The organism is Streptomyces sp. NPDC027663 (assembly GCF_055566415.1).
Genome location: NZ_JBVHSK010000013.1, coordinates 166138 through 184007, shown reverse-complemented (window position 1 = coordinate 184007; position 17870 = coordinate 166138). Strand labels below are relative to the sequence as shown.

Genomic DNA, 17870 nt, shown 5'->3' with positions numbered 1-17870 from the left:
CAGGCCGGCGCCGACGCGCCCACGCCCGGTGCGCGGGAGATCCTCCGCCTTGCGAGGCACCGCACCGGACGCCGCGGCCTGGTCCGACCTGACCCGAACGACACCTAGCGCCGGCGGGCGTGCAGCGCACGGGCCGCGCGGGGGCCGAGCCAGCGCTTGAGCCTGCGCAGCACCTCCAGCTGTCCGGCCGCCTTGTCCAGGCCGTAGTACAGCTGCGGCGGGACGTACGGCAGCAGCGGCGAGTGGCGCTGGCCGAGCAGGGCGAACATCCGGTGCGGGGGCAGCCGGATGTAGCGGGGCAGGTTCTCGTACCACTGGGCGCTGTAGCGGGCCGCGCTCTGCACGGACAGCAGCTCTGCCTGGCGCGTGCGCTCGTAGGCGGCGAGGGCGTCGGGCAGGCCGGCGTGCTCCTGCAGGGCGCCGGCCAGGCACATGGCGTCCTCCAGGGCGAGGGTGGTACCGGCGCCGATGGAGTAGTGGGTGGTGTGGGCCGCGTCGCCGAGCAGGACCACGTTGCCGTGGTGCCAGGTGCGGTTGGTGAGGGTGCGGAAGTGCAGCCAGGAGGCGCCGGAGCGGGCGACGAGGGGGTGGCCGTCGAGCACGTCGGCGAAGAGCTTCTCCAGCAGGGCGAGCCCCTCGCCCTCGTCGGCCCGGTCCAGGCCGAGGCCGGTGAACGTCTCCGGGGAGCACTCGACGACGCAGGTGCTGTGGGAGCCGCTGTAGCCGTAGCCGTAGGCCCAGATCCAGCCGTGCTCGGTCTCCGTGAAGGCGAACGTGAAGGAGTCGAAGACCCGGGTGGCGCCGAGCCAGATGTAGTGGTTGCGGCCCTCGGTGATCCGGGTGCCGAAATGCCCGGCGTGGCGGGTGCGCAGGGCGCTGTGCACGCCGTCGGCCGCGACGACGAGGTCCGCGTCCGCGGGCGGCTCCGTCAGCTCGCTCTCGAACTCCAGTCGGACGCCGAGGGTGCGGGCCCGGTCGGCGAGCAGGTCGAGCAGCCGGTGCCGGCCGATCCCGAAGCCCTCGTCGCCGCGGTGACGGGTCATCATGTCCCCTACGCGGGCGATGCCGTCGTTCCAGCGAACGGAATGGGCCTCGATCGCCCGCGCCGTCTCGGGGTCGCGCTCCTGGAGCTTGCCGAGGAGGCCACGCCAGTACGTCACACCCCACCCGTAGGTGGAACCCTCGGGGTTGCGTTCGTGGACGGTGACGTCGTGGGACGGGTTCTGCCGCTTGAGCAGGATGGCGAGGTACAGGCCCGCGGGCCCGCCTCCGACACAGACGACCTTCACGTGCACACCCCTGACAGTCACCCGACGTGCTCGAACGGCACCGGAGGGTAGCAGGCCGGACGGGCCGTCCGATCGCGTCAGTTTGCCGTGGTGAGCCGCGCCACTCGGACGGCGGGCACCCGCAAAGGATCAGCGGAAAGCGGGGGCGCGCGGCAAGGAATTCCCCATTCCGCTCCAGGCGGGCACGCCGCCAGAGCAAGATCATCTTAGTTCAAGCCTATACGACATGTAGCTAATTGTCCGAATCTCAGCCAACCGGTTCCAGATGATTTCTTCCGCTCCGGAACAGCCCGATAGGCATGCGTTCGTCACCACTCGACCACTCTCCCGAAGGACCCGCATGCCCGACATCACCCGGCGCCGCGCGCTCACCGCGGCAGCCGCCGTCGCCGCGACGGCCTCGGCCGCCACCCTGGCCACCCATGCCGCGTCGGCTGCCGACCACCACCGGGCCGGCTCGCCCGATACGTTCGACGAGGTCTACAAGGGCCGCCGGATACAGGGCCGTCCGGCGAGCGGAGGCGGACATCACCACGAACACGGCGGCGGATACGCGGTGTTCGTCGACGGCGTGCAGCTGCACCTCATGCAGAACGCGGACGGCACCTGGATCAGCGTCGTCAGCCACTACGACCCGGTGGCCACCCCGCGTGCCGCAGCCCGTGCCGCGGTGGACGAGCTGCAGGGCGCAGCACTGCTGCCGTTCCCCGCCAACTGACCGCCCGCCCCCGCAAGGACTTCCGGAGCCACCCGCACCATGACCGTACGCAAGAACCAGGCCGCCCTGACCGCCACCGAGAAGAAGCGGTTCACCGACGCCCTCATAGAGCTCAAGCGCAGCGGACGCTACGACGACTTCGTCCGCACGCACAACGAGTTCATCATGGCCGACACCGACAGCGGTGAGCGGACCGGCCACCGCTCCCCCTCATTCCTGCCCTGGCACCGCAGATTCCTGCTCGACTTCGAGGAGGCTCTGCAGGCGGTGGACTCCTCGGTGGCACTGCCGTACTGGGACTGGAGCACCGACCGCACGGTCCGCGCCTCGCTGTGGGCGCCGGACTTCCTCGGCGGCACGGGGCGCAGCAGCGACGGCCGGGTGACGGACGGCCCGTTCGCCGCGTCCACCGGCAACTGGCCGGTCAACGTACGCGTCGACGGCCGTACGTTCCTGCGCCGCTCGCTCGGCACCGGCGTGCGCGACCTGCCCACGCCCGCCGAGGTGGAGTCGGTGCTGTCGATGGCGACGTACGACATGCCGCCGTACAACAGCTCCTCCGACGGCTTCCGCAACCACCTGGAGGGCTGGCGCGGGGTCAACCTGCACAACCGGGTCCACGTCTGGGTCGGCGGGCAGATGGCCACCGGGGCCTCCCCCAACGATCCGGTGTTCTGGCTGCACCACGCCTACGTGGACAAGCTGTGGTCGCAGTGGCAGCAGCGCCACCCGAGCGCCTCTTATGTGCCGAAGGGCAGCACAGCGAACGTGGTGGACCTGAACGACACCATGAAGCCGTGGAACTCCGTGCGTCCGGCGGACCTGCTGGACCACACCAAGTTCTACACGTTCGACGCCTGATCAGGCCTCGGCGGTACGGCACTCCGGGTGGCCCCAGCCCTGCGCGTTCTTGGCGATCTTCTCGCCGGCCGCGTAGGACCGGCCGCACAGGCAGCGGCCGGGGAACTTCGCGCTGATCGTGCGGGAGGACGCTGTGCCGCCGGTGCGGCGGGGCGCCTTCCTGCGCGGCGCCCCGGCCGCCGGCGTGCCGGAGGACGGCGGGGGTTCCGGCGAGCCGAGCGCGCTGCCGGCCTGCTCCTGGACGGAGGCCGCCTGGCTGGCCGCGCGGTCGGCGAAGTCGTTCAGCGGGTCGCCGTCGACCTGGTGGGCCGGGACGTAGCGGAACTCCACGGACCGGCCGTCGAGGAGTTCGTCGATGCGGACCACCAGGTCCTGGTTGGCGACCGGCTTGCCGGCGGCCGTCTTCCAGCCGTTGCGCTTCCAGCCGGGCAGCCAGGTGGTGACGGCCTTCATCGCGTACTGGGAGTCCATCCGGACCTCCAGCGGCACGTCCGGGTCGACGGCGGTGAGCAGCCGCTCCAGGGCCGTCAGTTCGGCGACGTTGTTGGTGGCCCGGCCGAGCGGGCCCGCCTCCCAGCGGGCCGGGGTCCGCTCGTCGTCCGAGACCACCCATGCCCATCCGGCCGGTCCGGGGTTTCCCTTCGAAGCCCCGTCGCACGCGGCCACCACTCGTTCACGCATGCGCTCGATCATGCCATGGCGCGGGGAGCGCCGTCGCGGGCCGGTCAGACGTCCTTGATCTGCGGCATCTCGCCCTCGGTGGTCGTGATGTCGATCACCGAGAAGTCGGCGCCCTGCGGATCGCTGAGCGCCGCGAACCGGCCGAAGGGACTGTCCATCGGCCCGAAGCGGAGGACGCCGCCCAGCTTGGTGGCGCGGGCGACGGCCGCGTCGCAGTCGTCGACGGTGAAGTAGACGTTGACGTACGACGGCACCTCCGGCGGGAAGTCGTCGGTCATGCGCATCCGGCCGAGGACCGTGTCCTCGCCGACGTCGAACATCCGGAAGTCCACCGCGTCGTCCTCGATCTCCTTCATCCGGTACGGGAACACGGCGGAGAGGAAGGCGTCCGACTGCTCCGGGTCACGGGTGAAGACCTCGGCCCAGCAGTAGGCGCCGGGCGTGGCCGTCGCCTCGAAGCCCTCGTGGGTGCCGGCCTGCCACACGCCGAAGACCGCTCCGCTGGGCTCCCGGGCCAGGCACATCGTGCCGAATTCGCCGACCTGCATCGGCTCCATCAGCACCTCGCCGCCGTTCTCCCGGATCTTCCCCGCGGTGGCCGCGGCGTCCGGCGAGGCGAAGTACAGGCACCACTGCGACTGGCCCTCCTGGCCGGGCATGGGCGGGACGACGGCCGCCACGGCCTTGCCGTCCACGTAGGCCTGCGTGTAGTGGCCGTACTCCGACGACGACTCGCCGAAGGTCCAGCCGAGAACGTCACCGTAGAACCGCTTCGCTCCCTCGACGTCGCTGAACATCGCATCGGCCCAACAGGGCGTTCCTTCGGGTTGCACGGCCATGATCAGGACCCTCCTGGTCTCTTCCGGGCGCACTGTGCCCCCACAGGCGTTCCGTCCCGAACCTCACGCTAGCCATCCCACTGTCGGCCCGCGCGCCGAACGGGTGAGCCGCCGGACACTGGAGGTGGCAGCCCCTGCCCAGGGAAGGGGGACGCGATGACGGCGGCGACGATGCGCGCGTGGTCGGTGGTGCGGCCCGGGCCGGTCGAGGGAGACCCGCTGCGGCTCGTGGAGCGGCCGGTGCCGGTGCCCGGCGCGGACGAGCTGCTGGTGCGGGTGCTGGCCTGCGGCGTGTGCCGGACCGACCTGCACGTCACGGAAGGCGATCTTCCGGTGCACCGGGCAGGGGTGGTGCCCGGACACGAGGTCGTGGGCGTCGTCGCCGCGGCCGGATCCGCGGCGCGGGACTTCGCCGAGGGCGACCGGGTGGGCGTGGCATGGCTGCGCCGGACCGACGGGGTGTGCGCCTACTGCGCCCGGGACGCCGAGAACCTGTGCCCGCACTCGCAGTACACCGGCTGGGACGCCGACGGCGGTTACGCCGAGTACACCACCGTCCCGGCCGCTTTCGCCTACCGGCTGCCCGGCGCCCTGGACGACGTGGCGGCCGCACCCCTGCTGTGCGCCGGGATCATCGGTCTGCGGGCGCTGCGCCGAGCCGGCCTGCGGCCGGGCGGCCGGCTCGGGCTCTACGGCTTCGGCGGCAGTGCACATCTGTGTGCCCAGGTGGCGCTCGCCGAAGGAGCCACCGTGCACGTGCTGACCCGCGAACCGGCCGCGCGGCGCCTGGCCCGGGAGCTGGGAGCCGCGTCCGCGCGGGACGTGTCCGGGCCGCCGCCGGAACCGCTGGACGCGGCGATCCTGTTCGCCCCCGCCGGCGGCCTGGTCCCGGTCGCACTGCGCGCCCTGGACCGGGGCGGGGTGCTGGCGATCGCCGGCATCCACCTGAGCGACATACCGCCGCTGCACTACGAACGTGAGCTCTTCTACGAGCGTGAGCTGCGCAGTGTCACCTCCAACACCCGTGCCGACGGGCGGGAGTTCCTGGCGCTGGCCGAGCGGTACGGCGTGCGGGCGACCACCCACCCCTACCCGCTGTCCCATGCCCCGAGGGCCCTGCGGGACCTGAAGGCCGGCCGCTTCGACGGGGCCGCCGTGCTGGTGAACGACCTCTCCGCGGCCCCATCTCCCTGACCCCCCGGGCATGAGAGCGGGCCACCGGCGCGCGATCATGCAACGCGCCCTTTTCCGCCCCGGACGACGGGTTTGAGCAACCAAGACACGCAACCGCCCCATTTGCGCCGTACCGGAAGATCACCACGGCTGTTTGGCTTGTCGGTGCGCACCACCACCTCGCACACCACCGGCCTTCCAGGTCACCCGTGTTCACCTCTCAGCTGGAGGGAATGTGTCCACACCGGACAGCGTCATCGGTTCCGCCGTCGACGAGCCCGATCCCGCCCCGACCGCCGACGGGCAGCTCACCAGTCTCAGCACCCGGGCGGCACGCCAGCTCGCCACGACCACCAAGTCCGAACCGCAGATGCAGGCCATCACCTCGCGATGGCTGCTGAAGACCCTGCCGTGGGTGGACGTCAAGGGCGGCACCTACCGGGTCAACCGGCGCCTCCAGCTGCGCACCGGACGCGGCAGGGTGAGCTTCGAGCAGAACGGCGGGGACGACATCCGGGTCATCCCGCGGACCCTCACCGAACTGCCGATCCTGCGCGGCTACGACGACCTGGAAGTGCTGACGGAGGTCGCCGGGCGCTTCCAGGCCCGTGAGGTGCGCGCCGGCCAGGTGCTGTTCGAGGCGGGGCAGCCGGTCACCGAGGCGTACCTGGTGGTGCACGGCCGGTTCACCCGGTACGCGGCCGGCAAGTACGGCGAGGAGGAGATCGTCGGGGTCGTCACCGACGGCGACCAGATGGGCGACGAGGCGGTCGGCCAGTCCGACCCGCTCTGGCTGACCTCGGTCCGGGCGGAGACGGCGGGCGTGGTGCTGGCGCTGCCCTGGGCGGTCGTCCAGGAGTTCATGGAACGGGCCCCGTCCCTGGGCGCCCATCTCCGCGCCTATGTCGACCGCCAGCGCCTGCCGATGAACCGCAAGGGCGAGGCCGAGGTCCCGGTGCAGGCCGGCCACGTCGGCGAACCGACCCTGCCAGGCGGCTTCGTGGACTACGAACTCGCCCCGCGCGAGTACGAGTTGTCGCTCACCCAGACCGTACTGCGGGTGCACTCCCGGGTCGCCGACCTCTACAACCACCCGATGGACCAGACCCAGCAGCAGCTGCGCCTCACGGTCGAGGAGATCCGCGAGCGCCAGGAGTGGGAGCTGGTGAACAACCGCGAGTTCGGGCTGCTGCACAACATCGACTACGGGCAGCGGATCAGCTCCTTCACCGGCCCGCCCACCCCGGACGACATGGACGAGCTGCTGTCCATGCGCCGCAAGACCAAGGTGTTCCTGGCACATCCGAAGGCGATCGCGGCCTTCTTCCGGCAGTGCAACCGGCGCGGACTGGTGCCGGGCACCGCGAACGTCGACGGGCACGAGATCCCGGCCTGGCGGGGGGTGCCGATCTATCCGTGCAGCAAGATCCCGATCAGTGACGACCACACCAGCAGCATCATCGCGCTGCGCACCGGAGAGGCCGACCAGGGTGTCGTCGGCCTCTACCAGACCGGCATCCCGGAGGAGTTCCAGCCCGGCCTGAACGTCCGGTTCATGGGCGTCAACGAACAGGCCGTCATCAACTACCTGGTCACCGCCTACTACTCGCTGGCCATTCTGGTCCCCGACGCGGCGGGGATCCTGGAGAACGTCCAGCTCGGCCGCACCGCCGACTGACGGCCTGGAGCACATTCATGAGCACAACCGCCCACTCCTACGTCCTGCCCGGGCCGCCGAACATCGCGCAGAGCCTCAGACCGGCCAAGCGCACCGGGGCGATCCCCGGACTGCACTACCGGCCCGCCGCGCCCGCCGACCCGGCGAAGGCCGCCGAGCTGGACCGCCGCCTGGAGGCCTGGGCCCGTGAGCTGGATCTGTTCCCCGAGGCCTGGCAGGGGGACTTCTCGGACTTCCAGTTCGGCCGGGCCGTCGTACTCCAGCATCCGGGCGGCCTCGACCTGGACCGGCTCACCGCCGCAGGCAAGCTGCTGCTCGCCGAGAACATCGTCGACTCCTGCTACTGCGAGGAGGACGAGGGGCGGGGTGGATCGCGGCGCGGCCTCGGCGGCCCGCTGATCATCGCCCAGTCGGCGCTCGACCCCTTCCACGGCATCCCGGAGCTGGAGGAGGAGTGGCGCGAGGGCATCCGGGCCGACGGTCCGCTGCGCTCCTACCACTACGCACTTCAGGACTTCGCCGGCTTCGCCACGCCCAGCCAGACCGACCGGTTCGTGCACGACATCGCCCGGCTGCACCTCGGATATCTGGGCGAGGCGGCCTGGATGGAGACCCGGTACACGCCACGGGTCTGGGAGTACCTGGTGATGCGGCAGTTCAACAACTTCCGGCCCTGTCTGTCGATCGTCGACGCGGTGGACGGCTACGAACTGCCCGAACCGGTCTACGCCCGGCCGGAGATCCAGCGGATCACGGCGCTGGCCTGCAACGCGACCACGATCGTCAACGACCTGTACTCCTTCACCAAGGAGCTGGCGAGCGATCCGGATCATCTCAATCTGCCCCAGGTCGTGGCGGCCAACGACCGGCGCGGACTGAAGGCGGCCTATCTGAAGTCCGTCGACATCCACAACCGGATCATGGAGGCCTTCGAGGAGGAGTCGGCCGCCCTGTCCGCCACCTCGCCGCTGGTCGCGCGCTACGCCGAGAGCCTGGCCGCCTGGGTCTCCGGCAACCACGAGTGGCACTCCACCAACACCCGGCGCTACCACCTGCCCGACTACTGGTAACCCCCGAGCCCGACCGAAACACCGTCAGAAACACCGCAAGGAGCAACTGTTGACCACCGCCCCTGTCGCCCGGAAGACCACCACGTCAGCTCCGGTGCCGACCCAGTCCACGTACCAGAACCGCGTCGCGGAGTACTGGAACGCCGAGGAGAACCCGGTCAACCTCGAACTCGGGAAGATCGACGACCTGTACCACCACCACTACGGCATCGGGGACGCCGACTGGTCGGTGCTCGACGAGAGCGACGCCGCTCTGCGCAAGGAGCGGATCACCAGCGAACTGCACCGCCTCGAGCACGCCCAGGCCGAGCTGCTGGCGGGCCACCTCGGCCCGCTCACACCGGCCGACCGGGTCTTCGACGCCGGCTGTGGCCGGGGCGGCGGCAGCGTCGTGGCGAACCTGCGCTACGGCTGCCACGCCGACGGGGTCACCATCTCCGCCAAACAGGCCGAGTTCGCCAACGAGACGGCCCGCAGGCGCGCGGTCGACGACAAGGTGCGCTACCACCACCGGAACATGCTGGACACCGGCTTCGAGACGGGTGCGTACGCCGCCTCGTGGAACAACGAGTCCACGATGTACGTGGAGCTGGAGCTGCTGTTCGCCGAGCACGCCCGGCTGCTGCGGCGCGGCGGACGCTATGTGACGATCACCGGCTGCTACAACGACACCTACGGCCGGGCCTCGCGCGAGGTCTCCCTGATCAACGCGCACTACATCTGCGACATCCACCCCAGGTCGGAGTACTTCCGGGCGATGGCGAAGAACCGGCTGGTACCGGTCCATGTGGAGGACCTCACCGAGGCGACGATCCCGTACTGGGAGCTGCGCAAGCAGGCCGACCATCTGGTGACGGGGATCGAGGACACGTTCCTCACCGCGTACAAGAACGGCAGCTTCCAGTACCTGCTGATCGTGGCCGACCGGATCTGAGCCCGGCGAAACTCCGTCGACAGCGAGGGCGTCGAGGCGCTGGGATGGGCCCGGTGAGTGCCATGAACGTGCAGAGGATGCACGCGGACGAGATCGATCTCGACGCCCCCCTGGTCCAGCGCCTGATCGCCCGCCGGTTTCCGCACTGGGCCGGGCTGCCCGTGCGCCGGCTGGCGTCGTCCGGGACCGAGAACGCCATGTTCCGGCTCGGCGCCGATCTGCTGGTCCGGCTCCCCCGGCGGCCCGGCGCCGTACCGGATCTGGCGCACGAGCAGCACTGGCTGCCCCGGCTCGGTCCGCTGCTGCCGGTCCCGGTGCCCGATCCGGTGGGCACCGGCGAGCCGGACGAGGACTATCCGTGGCCGTGGTCCGTCTACCGCTGGCTGGAGGGCCGCAATCCGGTGCCGGGAGCCGTGGCGGAGCCGGACCGCCTCGCCGAGGACCTGGGGGCGTTCGTGCGCGCGTTGCGCCGGATCGACCCGCAGGACGGGCCGCCCGGCTACCGCTGCGGGCCGCTGACCGACCGCGACGAGCCCACGCGTGCGGCCGTCGCCGAGCTGGGCGGGAGGGTCGACGCCGGCGCCGTCACGGCCCTGTGGGAGCAAGCCCTGCACGCCCCGGTACACACCGGGCCGCCGGCATGGGCCCACGGTGACCTCTCCCCCGGGAACGTGCTGGTCGACGGCGGACGCGGCGGACGGCTGAGCGCGGTCATCGACTTCGGCTGCGCCGGGGTCGGCGACCCCGCCGTGGACCTGATCGTGGCCTGGAACCTGCTTCCCGCTCGCGCCCGGGACACCTTCCGCAAGGCGGTGGGCGCGGACGACGCGCAGTGGGCGCGCGGCCGGGGCTGGGCGCTGTCGATCTCGCTGATCCAGCTGCCGTACTACTGGCACACCAACCCGGCCCTGGCCGAGAACTCCCGGCACGTGATCTCCGGGATCCTCGCCGAGGCCGGGCTGCGGTGACCGCGGCCGGCCGGGCATCCGGCTATTCGCCCGCGTACGCCTTCTCCAGCTCCGCGGCGTCCAGCTTGCCCATGCCCATCATGGCCCGGGTGGCGCGCGCGGCCTTCTCCGGGTCCGGGTCGGCGACCATGTCGATCAGCGGGGCGTAGACGACCTGCCAGGAGACGCCGTACCTGTCCTTGAGCCAGCCGCAGGGGCCGCCCTCGCCGCCGTTCTCGGTGAGCTTCGTCCAGTAGTGGTCGATCTCCTGCTGGTCGGCGCAGAAGACCTGGAAGGAGACCGCCTCGGTGAACGTGAACTCGGGGCCGCCGTTGAGCGCGACGAACCTTTGGCCGTTGGCCGTGAACTCCACGGTCAGCACGGAACCGGCCGGGCCGGGTCCGGACTCGGTCCACCGGACGATCCGCCCGATGCTGGAGTTCTTGAAGACGGACACGTAGTAGTGCGCGGCCTCCTCCGCCTGGCCGTCGAACCAGAGACACGTGGTGAATCCGTCGGTGGTCATGAGCACCTCCTGGGGCGCGGGAACACGGCGTGGAACACGGTCACCCGTATCGACCGTCGCCGGCCCCGGAACTCATCGGCCGCACCGCCGGTTCATCCGGTCGGCCGCGTCGCCGGGCAGCGGCAGCCGGGAGCGGAGCCGGCAGCCGGGAGCGGAGCCGGCGCCCGGGCGGCCGGTCAGGCGGCCAGGGAGAGCACCTGGTGCGGGCGGTGCGGCGCGGCGGCCGGCCGGCGCCGCACGGCCGTGCGGCGGGTCAGCTCGCCGTGCGCGAGCGACAGCAGGTCCCCGAGTCCCAGGCCGAGGGCGTGGGCCGCGGCGGCGAGAACTTCCGAGGAGGCCTCCTTGCGGCCCCGTTCGATCTCGGAGAGGTACGGCAGGGAGATCCGGGCCGCGTCGGCCACGTCCCTGAGGGTGCGGTCCTGGGCCTGCCGCTCGTGGCGCAGGACCTCTCCGACCAGATCGCGCCAGAGGGGCTCCCTGGTTCCGGGTGCCCGCTCCGGCGCGTCCGGGCGGGCGGGCTCGGGGCGCAGGGGAATCACTCGGGCTTCGTCGCTCACCGGGTTGCTCATCCCGTCAGCCTAGGAGCGGGGCCGCCGGGGACTTAAGAGCCGGGCGTTGCGCCCTGAGGGAAATCCCCGGACCGGGCCGAGGCGGTGAGGGGCTGTTTCCGGTCAGTGCGGCACGCCGCATGCATGCGCCGCGTCACCGGGGGTACCCGCCGGGTGAGCGTGCACGCAGGCATGCATGACCCGCCGCATACCGGGTATCCGCAGCGCACGCGACCTGTACAGGCTCGGAACAGCAGCCGCACCGCAGGCGTCGAACCGTGACTTTCGTGGGAGAGGTAATGAACACCGCCGCCGGGATCCGGTCGGAAGCAGAGGTCGAGAGGACCGAGCAGGACAGGGCGGGCGGAGGATCACTGCCTGGCATCGCGGATCCGGCGTCCGTCGCCCCGCGGGACGCGCGCGAGCTGTCCCGTCAATTCTTCCGCCGGCTCGCCGAGCTGGAGGAGGGGACGCGCGAGTACCAGTACGCGCGCAACACCCTCATCGAGATGAACATGTCCCTCGTGCGGTTCGCCGCCGGCCGGTTCCGCGGCCGCGGCGACGACATGGAGGACATCGTCCAGACCGGCATGATCGGCCTGATCAAGGCCATCGACCGGTTCGAACTGTCGCGCGAGGTCGAGTTCACCTCCTTCGCCCTGCCGTACATCGTCGGCGAGATCAAGCGGTTCTTCCGGGACACCACCTGGGCCGTCCACGTACCGCGCCGGCTCCAGGAGCTGCGCGTGGAACTGGCCAAGGCGCGGGAGGAGCTGTCCAGCCGGCTGGACCGGGATCCGACGGTCGCCGAGCTGGCCACGCTGATGAACATCTCCGCGGACGAGGTCGTCGAGGCCCAGCTGGCCTCCAACGGGTACAACTCCGCCTCCCTGGACGCCGCGCTCACCGGTGACGGCCCCGAGGACGGCGAGGCCGTGCTCGCCGACTTCATCGGTGTCGAGGAGGAGGGGCTCCGGCTCGTCGAGGACTTCCACGCGCTCGCCCCGCTGATGGCAGAGCTGAGCGACCGCGACCGGCAGATCATCCACATGCGGTTCGTGGAGGAGGCCACGCAGGCGGAGATCGGTGAGCGGCTCGGCTGCTCCCAGATGCACGTCTCCCGGCTGATCAAGCGGATCATCACCCGGCTGCGCCAGGGGATGCTCGGCGAACTCGGCTGCGCCTGACACGACGCGGCTGACACGACACGCTGAGGCGTTCGCGGTGAAGCGCCTCAGCGTTTGCGGTGTGATGTGAAGCGCCTCAGCGCTGCAGTTCGAAGACCGCCCGGACCCGCTTGCCGACGGGCACACGCTCCACCGTGACGCGCGACGCGAGGGCGTGCACGATCTCCAGACCGTGCCGCCCGACGCGTGCCGGGTCCTTCGGGTAGCGGCGGGGCAGGGCGCTGCTGCTGTCGTACACGGACACCGTCACGGAGCTGTCAGTGCCCTCCAGCTCCAGGATGTAGGGCCCGTCGCTGTGCTGGTCGGCGTTGGTGACCAGCTCGCTCACCATCAGGAGCAGGTCACCGTCCGCGCGGCCGTCGGCGAGGGCGCACCATTCGGTGCGCAGCTGCTGGAGGAACTGCGCCGCGAAGGTGCGCGCCTCTGCGATGCATCCGGGTTCGCCGGTGTAGTGCGCCGCCCGCCGCAGCGGCTCCACGGGTACGTCGAAACCAGTCGGTATCACTACCCCGCCCAGGTGCTCGGTCATGCTGTTCTCTCTCGAAAGCCCGGTCCGGCCGGTCGCTGTTGCACCAGTCCTCGTACCCCGAGCCCGGCCCGGCAGTCCACCCGATGCGTTCGCCCTCCGCGCACAGTGGCAGAACTCACCCCGCGCAGGTCGCGGGCACGGCCGGACCGCTCAGCCGCCGTCACCGCCACCGCCACCGCCGCCGTCACCGCCGCCACCGCCGCCGTCACCGCCGCCACCGCCGCCGTCACCGCCGCCGCCGTCGCCACCGCCGCCGCCGTCACCGCCGCCGCCGTTCTGGTCCTGCTGCTGGTCCTGCTGCTGGTTATCCCCGGTCTGCTCGTTCTCGGGCTGCTGCTGAGACTCCTGCTGCTGGGGCTCGGACTGCTCCTGAGAGGGCTGCTCCTGAGAGGGCTGCTCCTGAGAGGGCTGCTCCTGAGAGGGCTGCTCCTGAGAAGGCTGCTCCTGAGAAGGCTGCTCCTGAGAAGGCTGCTCCTGAGAAGGCTGCTCCTGAGAGGGCTGCTCCTCGGAGGGCTGCTCCTCGGAGGGCTGCTCCTCGGAGGGCTGCTTCTCAGAGGGCTGCTCCTCGGAGGACTGCTCCTCAGAGGGCTGCTCCTCGGAGGACTGCTCCTCAGACGGCTGCTCCTCGGAGGACTGCTCCTCAGACGGCTGCTCCTCGGAGGACTGCTCCTCAGACGGCTGCTCCTCGGAGGACTGCTCCTCCTCCGGCTCGCTGGACTGCTCGGACGTACCCTCCGAAGGCTCAGAGGAGTGCGACTCGGACGAGGGCGGCTTGCCGGAGCTCGACGGCGGCTTGCCCGAACCGGACGACGAGGGCGGCTTGCCCGAATTCGATGACGGCGGGCAGGGAGTTCCCGTCTCACCCGGTTTGCCGGGGCAGTGGCCCGGTGGCCTGGCCGGCGGCTTCGCGGGATGCCACGGGTGCTGGGGAGGCTTGGCGTGCTGGTCGTGGTGGCTGTCGGTGTCGCCGCTGTGGCGGTTGACCCACTCCTTGCGGTGGGAGTCGTAGATCACGAAGACCTTGACGGTCTTCGGTGCGGGCGTCACATGGACCACGCTCGCGGGTTGGTACGACTCCCAGTGGTCACCCGTGGTGCGCGGGGTGCCCGACTGGGCCTGGGCCTCGGTGAGCGGGTTGCCGCAGGCGCAGCGCACCCGGGGCACACCGCGGTCGTCGACCAGCACGGCGGTGCCCGCCTGGAGGACGGCCTGGTAGCCGGTGGCGGCGCCGTCGCGGTAGCCGTGGTTGGTGACCCGGGTGTCGGCGCGCAGCTGCAGCGGGGTGAGAGAGCGCAGATAGCCGGGGACGCCGGACGGCTGGACGCCTGCCTCGGAGGCGAATGCCCGGTTCTTGGCGGGGTCGGCCTGAAGGGCCTTGATCTGCTTCTCCACGTCACAGCTGGAGACGTTCCGGGTGCCGCCGTACAGGCCGGGCGCGGCGCCGTTCACGCCCTGCAGCGCATTGACGCTGGGCAGGGAGGAAGGTTCCCCGCCCGGGGAGGTCGTCGTCGGGCTGGGCGTCGCGGTCGCCTCCGGCGACACCGCGCTCTCCTTCGCCGTCGAGGCCGTGAAGGGGTCGGGGCCCGTGCTGTTGGCGGACTGCAGGAATATCTCGCCGCCTCTGGCCGAGTTGCCGCCCCCGGGGCGGACGAAGACCACCGCGAGGACCACGGCGGCGACCAGGGCGGTGGTGATGGCTGCGATGCGAGGTACCGACCTCCACCACGGTCCATGTGGCTCCTTGGGCCCGGTACCGCCGGCCGGCGGCTCCGAGGGCGGTGGCCCGGAGGGGGGCCGGGAGGAGCCGGACAACGGGCCGGAGGGCGGCCCGGTGGGACGGCCGGACGAGGGAGGTGGCACGCTCACGAGCCCTTCTTCCCGTCGCAATGTGCGGCTCTACAGACGACAAACCCGCTTAAACACTCTTTAGTGCATTTGCCTGCACATTGATCCCATTGTGTGTCGATGTACCGTACAACTCGCAAGTCCTGCGCGGACGGCCCACCCGGCGGGCGTCACCCCCGGCTGCTGCATAGCGTGGCAAGCGTGAGCCCTCCGACCGTCTCCGTGCGGCCCGCTGCCCGCCACGGCTGGGTGCACGCAGTGGCCGTGGTGCTGACCTGTCTGGCCGTCATGGTGCTGGTGGCGGCGCTGGGGCTGTGGGCGGCGGGCGCCGCTGACCTGCCGGACGGCGCCTTCCCCCGGGTGGTGGCCGCGACCCTGGTCTCGGCGGTCGGCGGCAGCGTCGAAGTCTTCGCAAGCGCGGGTGTGTTCGCCGGCACGCAGGGCGATCTCACCGCGCTGCCGCTGTCGGTGACGCTTGTCGGTGCGCTGGTGCTCGGCGCGGGCTTCCTGCGCCCGCTGCGGCACCGGGCGGTCGCCTCGGCCGGGGAACTGGCAGGCTGGGCGGCCCGGATCGTGGTGGTGTGGCTGGCGGTGCTGACCGGCCTGGCCTTCGCCGCCCGGCAGACCTTCGCCGTGGACGTGGGCAGCGGCACCCTCAGCGAGGTCACCGGCCTGTTCGACGCGACGCCGAGGATCGGGTTCACCACGGACGTGCCGCCGACCGTCCTGTTCGGGCTGCTCTGGCTGGCCGGGGTGCTCCTGCTGGCGTTGCTGACGGCGCGTGGGGCGCCGCTGCCGGGGCGGCTGCTGCGCCGGCAGGAGTCGGTGCGCCCGGCGGCGCACGCGATGCTGGAGATGGTCCTGGCCTACTGCGTCGTCTGGCTCGTCGCCTCACTGATCACGGTCGCCGTCCGCGGGCACGCCGCAGCGATGTGCGCGCTGATCCTGCTCGGCCTGCCCAACCTGGTCTGGCTGGCCGTCACCTGCGGTCTGGGCGCGACCTGGAACGGCCGCGTGGAGGGACCGTTCGGGCTGCCGGTGCCGCACGTCCTGGACAGGATCCTGCGCACGCCGGACGTGTCCGCGCTGAACCTGCACTCGCTCACCGAGTACGACGGCCGGATGTGGCTGCTGGTGGTCGTGGACGCCGTGCTGCTGCTCGCCGTGGCCTTCCGGATGGCCGTCCGCTCCCCCGCCCGGATCCGGCTCCGGCAGCACGCGCTGCACCTGGCCGTCGCACTGGCCCTCACGGTGCTGACGATGTGTCTGACGGGCCGCGTCTCGGCGCACTACGGGCTGTCCCTGCTCGGGATCGGCAACCTGGGCGGCGGTCTGTCGGGAGAGCTGTTCCTCAGACCCCGGCTGTGGCAGGCGGTGGGCCTGGGCGCGCTGTGGGGTCTGGTGGCCGGCATCCTGGGCGGCCTGCTGGCCCGGCCGGTGCGCCGCAAAGGTGCCGTGGACGCCTCCGGTACCGGCCAGGGCCTTCCTCGCGGACCCCGGCGCGATCCGGACGAGGCGCCCTAGGGGGCCCGGAAGACCGGTTCCGCCCACTGTGGCGGCGGGAGGGCTTCGACGATTGCCGTGCGGTCGTGTTCCGTCGTCGTGAGGTCTTCGGCGGCCCCGGTGGTCGTGGCCGTGCGCAGGGCGGCCACGAAGGCGAGGCAGGTGTCGTAGCGGGAGTCCGGGCTCTTGGCCAGGGCCTTGGCGAAGACGCGGTCGACGGCCGGGAGCAGGGCCGGGAGGGCCTCGCTCGGCGGAGTCGGCTCGTCGTACTGGTGCGCCCAGAGCAGGGCCATGTCGTCGTCGCGCTGGAACGGCGGACGGCCGGTGAGTGCCTCATAGACGACGCAGGAGAGGCCGTAGACGTCGCAGCGGCCGTCGACCGGGCGCCCGGAGATCTGCTCCGGGGACACGTAGTCGAGGGTGCCGACGAACTGGCCGACGCTGGTGAAGCCGGTCAGGGACAGCGATTTCTTGGTGAGTCCGAAATCGGTGAGGTACACGTGCTCGGGGTGATCGCTGTCCGTGCCCTCGGCGATCAGGATGTTGCCGGGCTTGACGTCCCGGTGGACCAGTCCGTGTTCGTGGGCGGCGTCCAGGGCGGAGGCCACCTGGGCGGCGATCCGCACGGTGTCCTCCGGCGGCAGCGGGCCGCGCACGTCCAGCAGGTGGCGCAGATCGCTGCCGGAGACGTAGCGCATGGCGATGTAGAGCACGCCGTCGGTCTCGCCCGCCTCGAAGACGGGCACGATGTGCGGGTGGTCGATCGCGGCGGCCACCTGGGACTCGTGGGTGAAGCGCTTGCGGAAGGTGTCGTTGCGGGCCAGTTCCGGGGCGAGCAGCTTGAGGGCGACCGTGCGGTCCAGGCGCAGGTCCCGGGCGCGGAAGACCACGGCCATGCCGCCGCGCCCGACCTCGCTCTCGATCCGGTAGCTCGCCACCTGCCGGCCGATCAGTTCCGAGGGACGGCCCGAGAACAGGCTGGTCTGGCGTGCCATCAGCCCTCATCTTCGGGGGTGACCAGCCGGGTCGGGGCGCGCCCGGTGTCCTGCGGGTCGGTGACCGGCCGGTCGGTGGCGTAGGTGGTCAGCTGCCGCCCTTCGCCGTACACCCAGCGCTCCTCCTGCGGGTCGTACAGCCACATGGACTCGCCGTCGACCACGATCCCGATCCGCAGGCCCCGGGTGCGGGTCTCGAAGGCCTCGCTGTCCAGGCCGCCCGCCGCCAGCGCCTCCACGGCGGCCCGGTAGTCACCGAACGCCCTTTCGGACTGGGCCAGCAGGGGCCGTGGGTCGGCGGTGCCGTCGGGGCCGTCGGCGGTCGGCGGGTCCTCGGGCAGGGCGACCAGGTGACGGCCGTCGACCCAGGCGCCCCAGCCGTTGTGGCAGCGGATGTACCCCCAGTCGCCGCGCCGCTCCACGAGCTGTACGGGCAGCAGCGGGTCCAGGGGCGCGGTCGGCCGGGCCGGGTCCGGGGCCTCCCAGGCGGGCAGACCGCGCGGCGGGATGACGTGCGTGGGCTGGAATCCGGGTGCGCTCATCGCGT

General features: G+C 71.5%; 17 protein-coding genes and 1 pseudogene. 9 read left to right on the top strand and 9 right to left on the bottom strand.

Annotation, left to right across the window (positions count from 1 at the left end; all coding sequences use genetic code 11):
• Window positions 1-104: 104 nt before the first annotated feature.
• The gene (locus ACZ4SF_RS29275) at window positions 105-1295 is read right to left on the bottom strand and encodes an FAD-dependent monooxygenase (RefSeq protein ID WP_468389954.1); all 1191 of its coding nucleotides are present in this window, start codon (window positions 1293-1295) and stop codon (window positions 105-107) included.
• 334 nt (window positions 1296-1629) lie between these two features.
• On the opposite strand from ACZ4SF_RS29275, the gene melC1 reads away from it, so the two are divergent.
• Together melC1 and melC2 are read left to right on the top strand one after the other, a co-directional pair.
• Window positions 1630-2007, top strand: a complete 378-nt coding sequence (gene melC1, locus ACZ4SF_RS29270) for an apotyrosinase chaperone MelC1 (RefSeq protein WP_468389951.1) — start codon at window positions 1630-1632, stop codon at window positions 2005-2007.
• 39 nt (window positions 2008-2046) lie between these two features.
• Complete coding sequence (gene melC2 / locus ACZ4SF_RS29265) at window positions 2047-2868, top strand: tyrosinase MelC2 (protein ID WP_468389948.1); 822 nt, start codon at window positions 2047-2049, stop codon at window positions 2866-2868.
• On the opposite strand, the gene ACZ4SF_RS29260 is transcribed toward melC2, so the two are convergent.
• Together ACZ4SF_RS29260 and ACZ4SF_RS29255 are read right to left on the bottom strand one after the other, a co-directional pair.
• Complete coding sequence (locus ACZ4SF_RS29260) at window positions 2869-3561, bottom strand: ribonuclease H family protein (RefSeq protein WP_468389945.1); 693 nt, start codon at window positions 3559-3561, stop codon at window positions 2869-2871.
• 32 nt (window positions 3562-3593) lie between these two features.
• On the bottom strand, window positions 3594-4388 hold the full coding sequence (locus ACZ4SF_RS29255; protein ID WP_468389942.1) for a VOC family protein: 795 nt from the start codon (window positions 4386-4388) through the stop codon (window positions 3594-3596).
• Between the two features lie 171 nt (window positions 4389-4559).
• Here ACZ4SF_RS29255 and ACZ4SF_RS29250 point away from each other — a divergent pair, with 171 nt between their 5' ends.
• The 5 genes from ACZ4SF_RS29250 (at window position 4560) to ACZ4SF_RS29230 (ending at window position 10211) form a co-directional block, all read left to right on the top strand.
• On the top strand, window positions 4560-5582 hold the full coding sequence (locus tag ACZ4SF_RS29250) for a zinc-binding alcohol dehydrogenase family protein (protein ID WP_468390124.1): 1023 nt from the start codon (window positions 4560-4562) through the stop codon (window positions 5580-5582).
• 214 nt (window positions 5583-5796) lie between these two features.
• Entirely contained in the window at window positions 5797-7239 is a 1443-nt protein-coding gene (locus ACZ4SF_RS29245; protein ID WP_468389940.1) for a family 2B encapsulin nanocompartment shell protein, read from the top strand.
• Between the two features lie 17 nt (window positions 7240-7256).
• A complete protein-coding gene (locus ACZ4SF_RS29240; protein WP_468389937.1) occupies window positions 7257-8309 on the top strand; it encodes a family 2 encapsulin nanocompartment cargo protein terpene cyclase in 1053 nt (350 codons plus the stop codon).
• Window positions 8310-8358: 49 nt separating this feature from the next.
• On the top strand, window positions 8359-9243 hold the full coding sequence (locus ACZ4SF_RS29235) for a geranyl diphosphate 2-C-methyltransferase (protein WP_468389934.1): 885 nt from the start codon (window positions 8359-8361) through the stop codon (window positions 9241-9243).
• Window positions 9244-9305: 62 nt separating this feature from the next.
• Window positions 9306-10211 (top strand): aminoglycoside phosphotransferase family protein, encoded by a 906-nt coding sequence (locus tag ACZ4SF_RS29230; protein WP_468389931.1) that lies wholly within the window; start codon window positions 9306-9308, stop codon window positions 10209-10211.
• 22 nt (window positions 10212-10233) lie between these two features.
• Here the strand turns inward: ACZ4SF_RS29230 and ACZ4SF_RS29225 are convergent, their stop codons facing one another.
• Window positions 10234-10716 (bottom strand): VOC family protein, encoded by a 483-nt coding sequence (locus ACZ4SF_RS29225; protein ID WP_468389928.1) that lies wholly within the window; start codon window positions 10714-10716, stop codon window positions 10234-10236.
• A 176-nt stretch (window positions 10717-10892) separates the two neighbouring features.
• On the bottom strand, window positions 10893-11285 hold the full coding sequence (locus ACZ4SF_RS29220) for a helix-turn-helix domain-containing protein (protein WP_468389925.1): 393 nt from the start codon (window positions 11283-11285) through the stop codon (window positions 10893-10895).
• A 278-nt stretch (window positions 11286-11563) separates the two neighbouring features.
• On the opposite strand from ACZ4SF_RS29220, the gene ACZ4SF_RS29215 reads away from it, so the two are divergent.
• Entirely contained in the window at window positions 11564-12451 is an 888-nt protein-coding gene (locus tag ACZ4SF_RS29215) for an RNA polymerase sigma factor SigF (protein ID WP_468390121.1), read from the top strand.
• Between the two features lie 76 nt (window positions 12452-12527).
• Here the strand turns inward: ACZ4SF_RS29215 and ACZ4SF_RS29210 are convergent, their stop codons facing one another.
• Both ACZ4SF_RS29210 and ACZ4SF_RS29205 read right to left on the bottom strand, forming a co-directional pair.
• Window positions 12528-12980 carry an ATP-binding protein gene (locus ACZ4SF_RS29210; protein ID WP_468389922.1) on the bottom strand — a complete coding sequence of 151 codons (453 nt, stop codon included), beginning with the start codon at window positions 12978-12980 and terminating at the stop codon, window positions 12528-12530.
• 723 nt (window positions 12981-13703) lie between these two features.
• A pseudogene (locus tag ACZ4SF_RS29205) lies at window positions 13704-14846 on the bottom strand (DUF6777 domain-containing protein); the annotation flags it as partial.
• A gap of 180 nt (window positions 14847-15026) precedes the next feature.
• On the opposite strand from ACZ4SF_RS29205, the gene ACZ4SF_RS29200 reads away from it, so the two are divergent.
• The gene (locus ACZ4SF_RS29200) at window positions 15027-16349 is read left to right on the top strand and encodes a streptophobe family protein (protein ID WP_468389919.1); all 1323 of its coding nucleotides are present in this window, start codon (window positions 15027-15029) and stop codon (window positions 16347-16349) included.
• Here ACZ4SF_RS29200 and ACZ4SF_RS29195 read toward each other — a convergent pair.
• A complete protein-coding gene (locus ACZ4SF_RS29195; RefSeq protein WP_468389916.1) occupies window positions 16346-17323 on the bottom strand; it encodes a serine/threonine-protein kinase in 978 nt (325 codons plus the stop codon). The two genes, ACZ4SF_RS29200 and ACZ4SF_RS29195, sit on opposite strands and share 4 nt — an antisense overlap.
• Window positions 17323-17865 carry a hypothetical protein gene (locus tag ACZ4SF_RS29190; protein ID WP_468389914.1) on the bottom strand — a complete coding sequence of 181 codons (543 nt, stop codon included), beginning with the start codon at window positions 17863-17865 and terminating at the stop codon, window positions 17323-17325. The genes ACZ4SF_RS29195 and ACZ4SF_RS29190 overlap by 1 nt, the downstream gene beginning before the upstream one ends.
• Between the last annotated feature and the right edge of the window lie 5 nt (window positions 17866-17870).

What these genes read in the sequence shown, in the direction of transcription:
- melC1 (WP_468389951.1), top strand. Translation starts at nt 1,630, where the DNA reads ATGCCCGACATCACCCGGCGCCGCGCGCTCACCGCGGCAGCCGCCGTC.
- melC2 (WP_468389948.1), top strand. Translation starts at nt 2,047, where the DNA reads ATGACCGTACGCAAGAACCAGGCCGCCCTGACCGCCACCGAGAAGAAG.
- ACZ4SF_RS29260 (WP_468389945.1), bottom strand. Translation starts at nt 3,561, where the DNA reads ATGATCGAGCGCATGCGTGAACGAGTGGTGGCCGCGTGCGACGGGGCT.
- ACZ4SF_RS29255 (WP_468389942.1), bottom strand. Translation starts at nt 4,388, where the DNA reads ATGGCCGTGCAACCCGAAGGAACGCCCTGTTGGGCCGATGCGATGTTC.
- ACZ4SF_RS29250 (WP_468390124.1), top strand. Translation starts at nt 4,560, where the DNA reads ATGCGCGCGTGGTCGGTGGTGCGGCCCGGGCCGGTCGAGGGAGACCCG.
- ACZ4SF_RS29240 (WP_468389937.1), top strand. Translation starts at nt 7,257, where the DNA reads ATGAGCACAACCGCCCACTCCTACGTCCTGCCCGGGCCGCCGAACATC.
- ACZ4SF_RS29230 (WP_468389931.1), top strand. Translation starts at nt 9,306, where the DNA reads ATGAACGTGCAGAGGATGCACGCGGACGAGATCGATCTCGACGCCCCC.
- ACZ4SF_RS29225 (WP_468389928.1), bottom strand. Translation starts at nt 10,716, where the DNA reads ATGACCACCGACGGATTCACCACGTGTCTCTGGTTCGACGGCCAGGCG.
- ACZ4SF_RS29220 (WP_468389925.1), bottom strand. Translation starts at nt 11,285, where the DNA reads ATGAGCAACCCGGTGAGCGACGAAGCCCGAGTGATTCCCCTGCGCCCC.
- ACZ4SF_RS29215 (WP_468390121.1), top strand. Translation starts at nt 11,564, where the DNA reads ATGAACACCGCCGCCGGGATCCGGTCGGAAGCAGAGGTCGAGAGGACC.
- ACZ4SF_RS29210 (WP_468389922.1), bottom strand. Translation starts at nt 12,980, where the DNA reads ATGACCGAGCACCTGGGCGGGGTAGTGATACCGACTGGTTTCGACGTA.
- ACZ4SF_RS29195 (WP_468389916.1), bottom strand. Translation starts at nt 17,323, where the DNA reads ATGGCACGCCAGACCAGCCTGTTCTCGGGCCGTCCCTCGGAACTGATC.
- ACZ4SF_RS29190 (WP_468389914.1), bottom strand. Translation starts at nt 17,865, where the DNA reads ATGAGCGCACCCGGATTCCAGCCCACGCACGTCATCCCGCCGCGCGGT.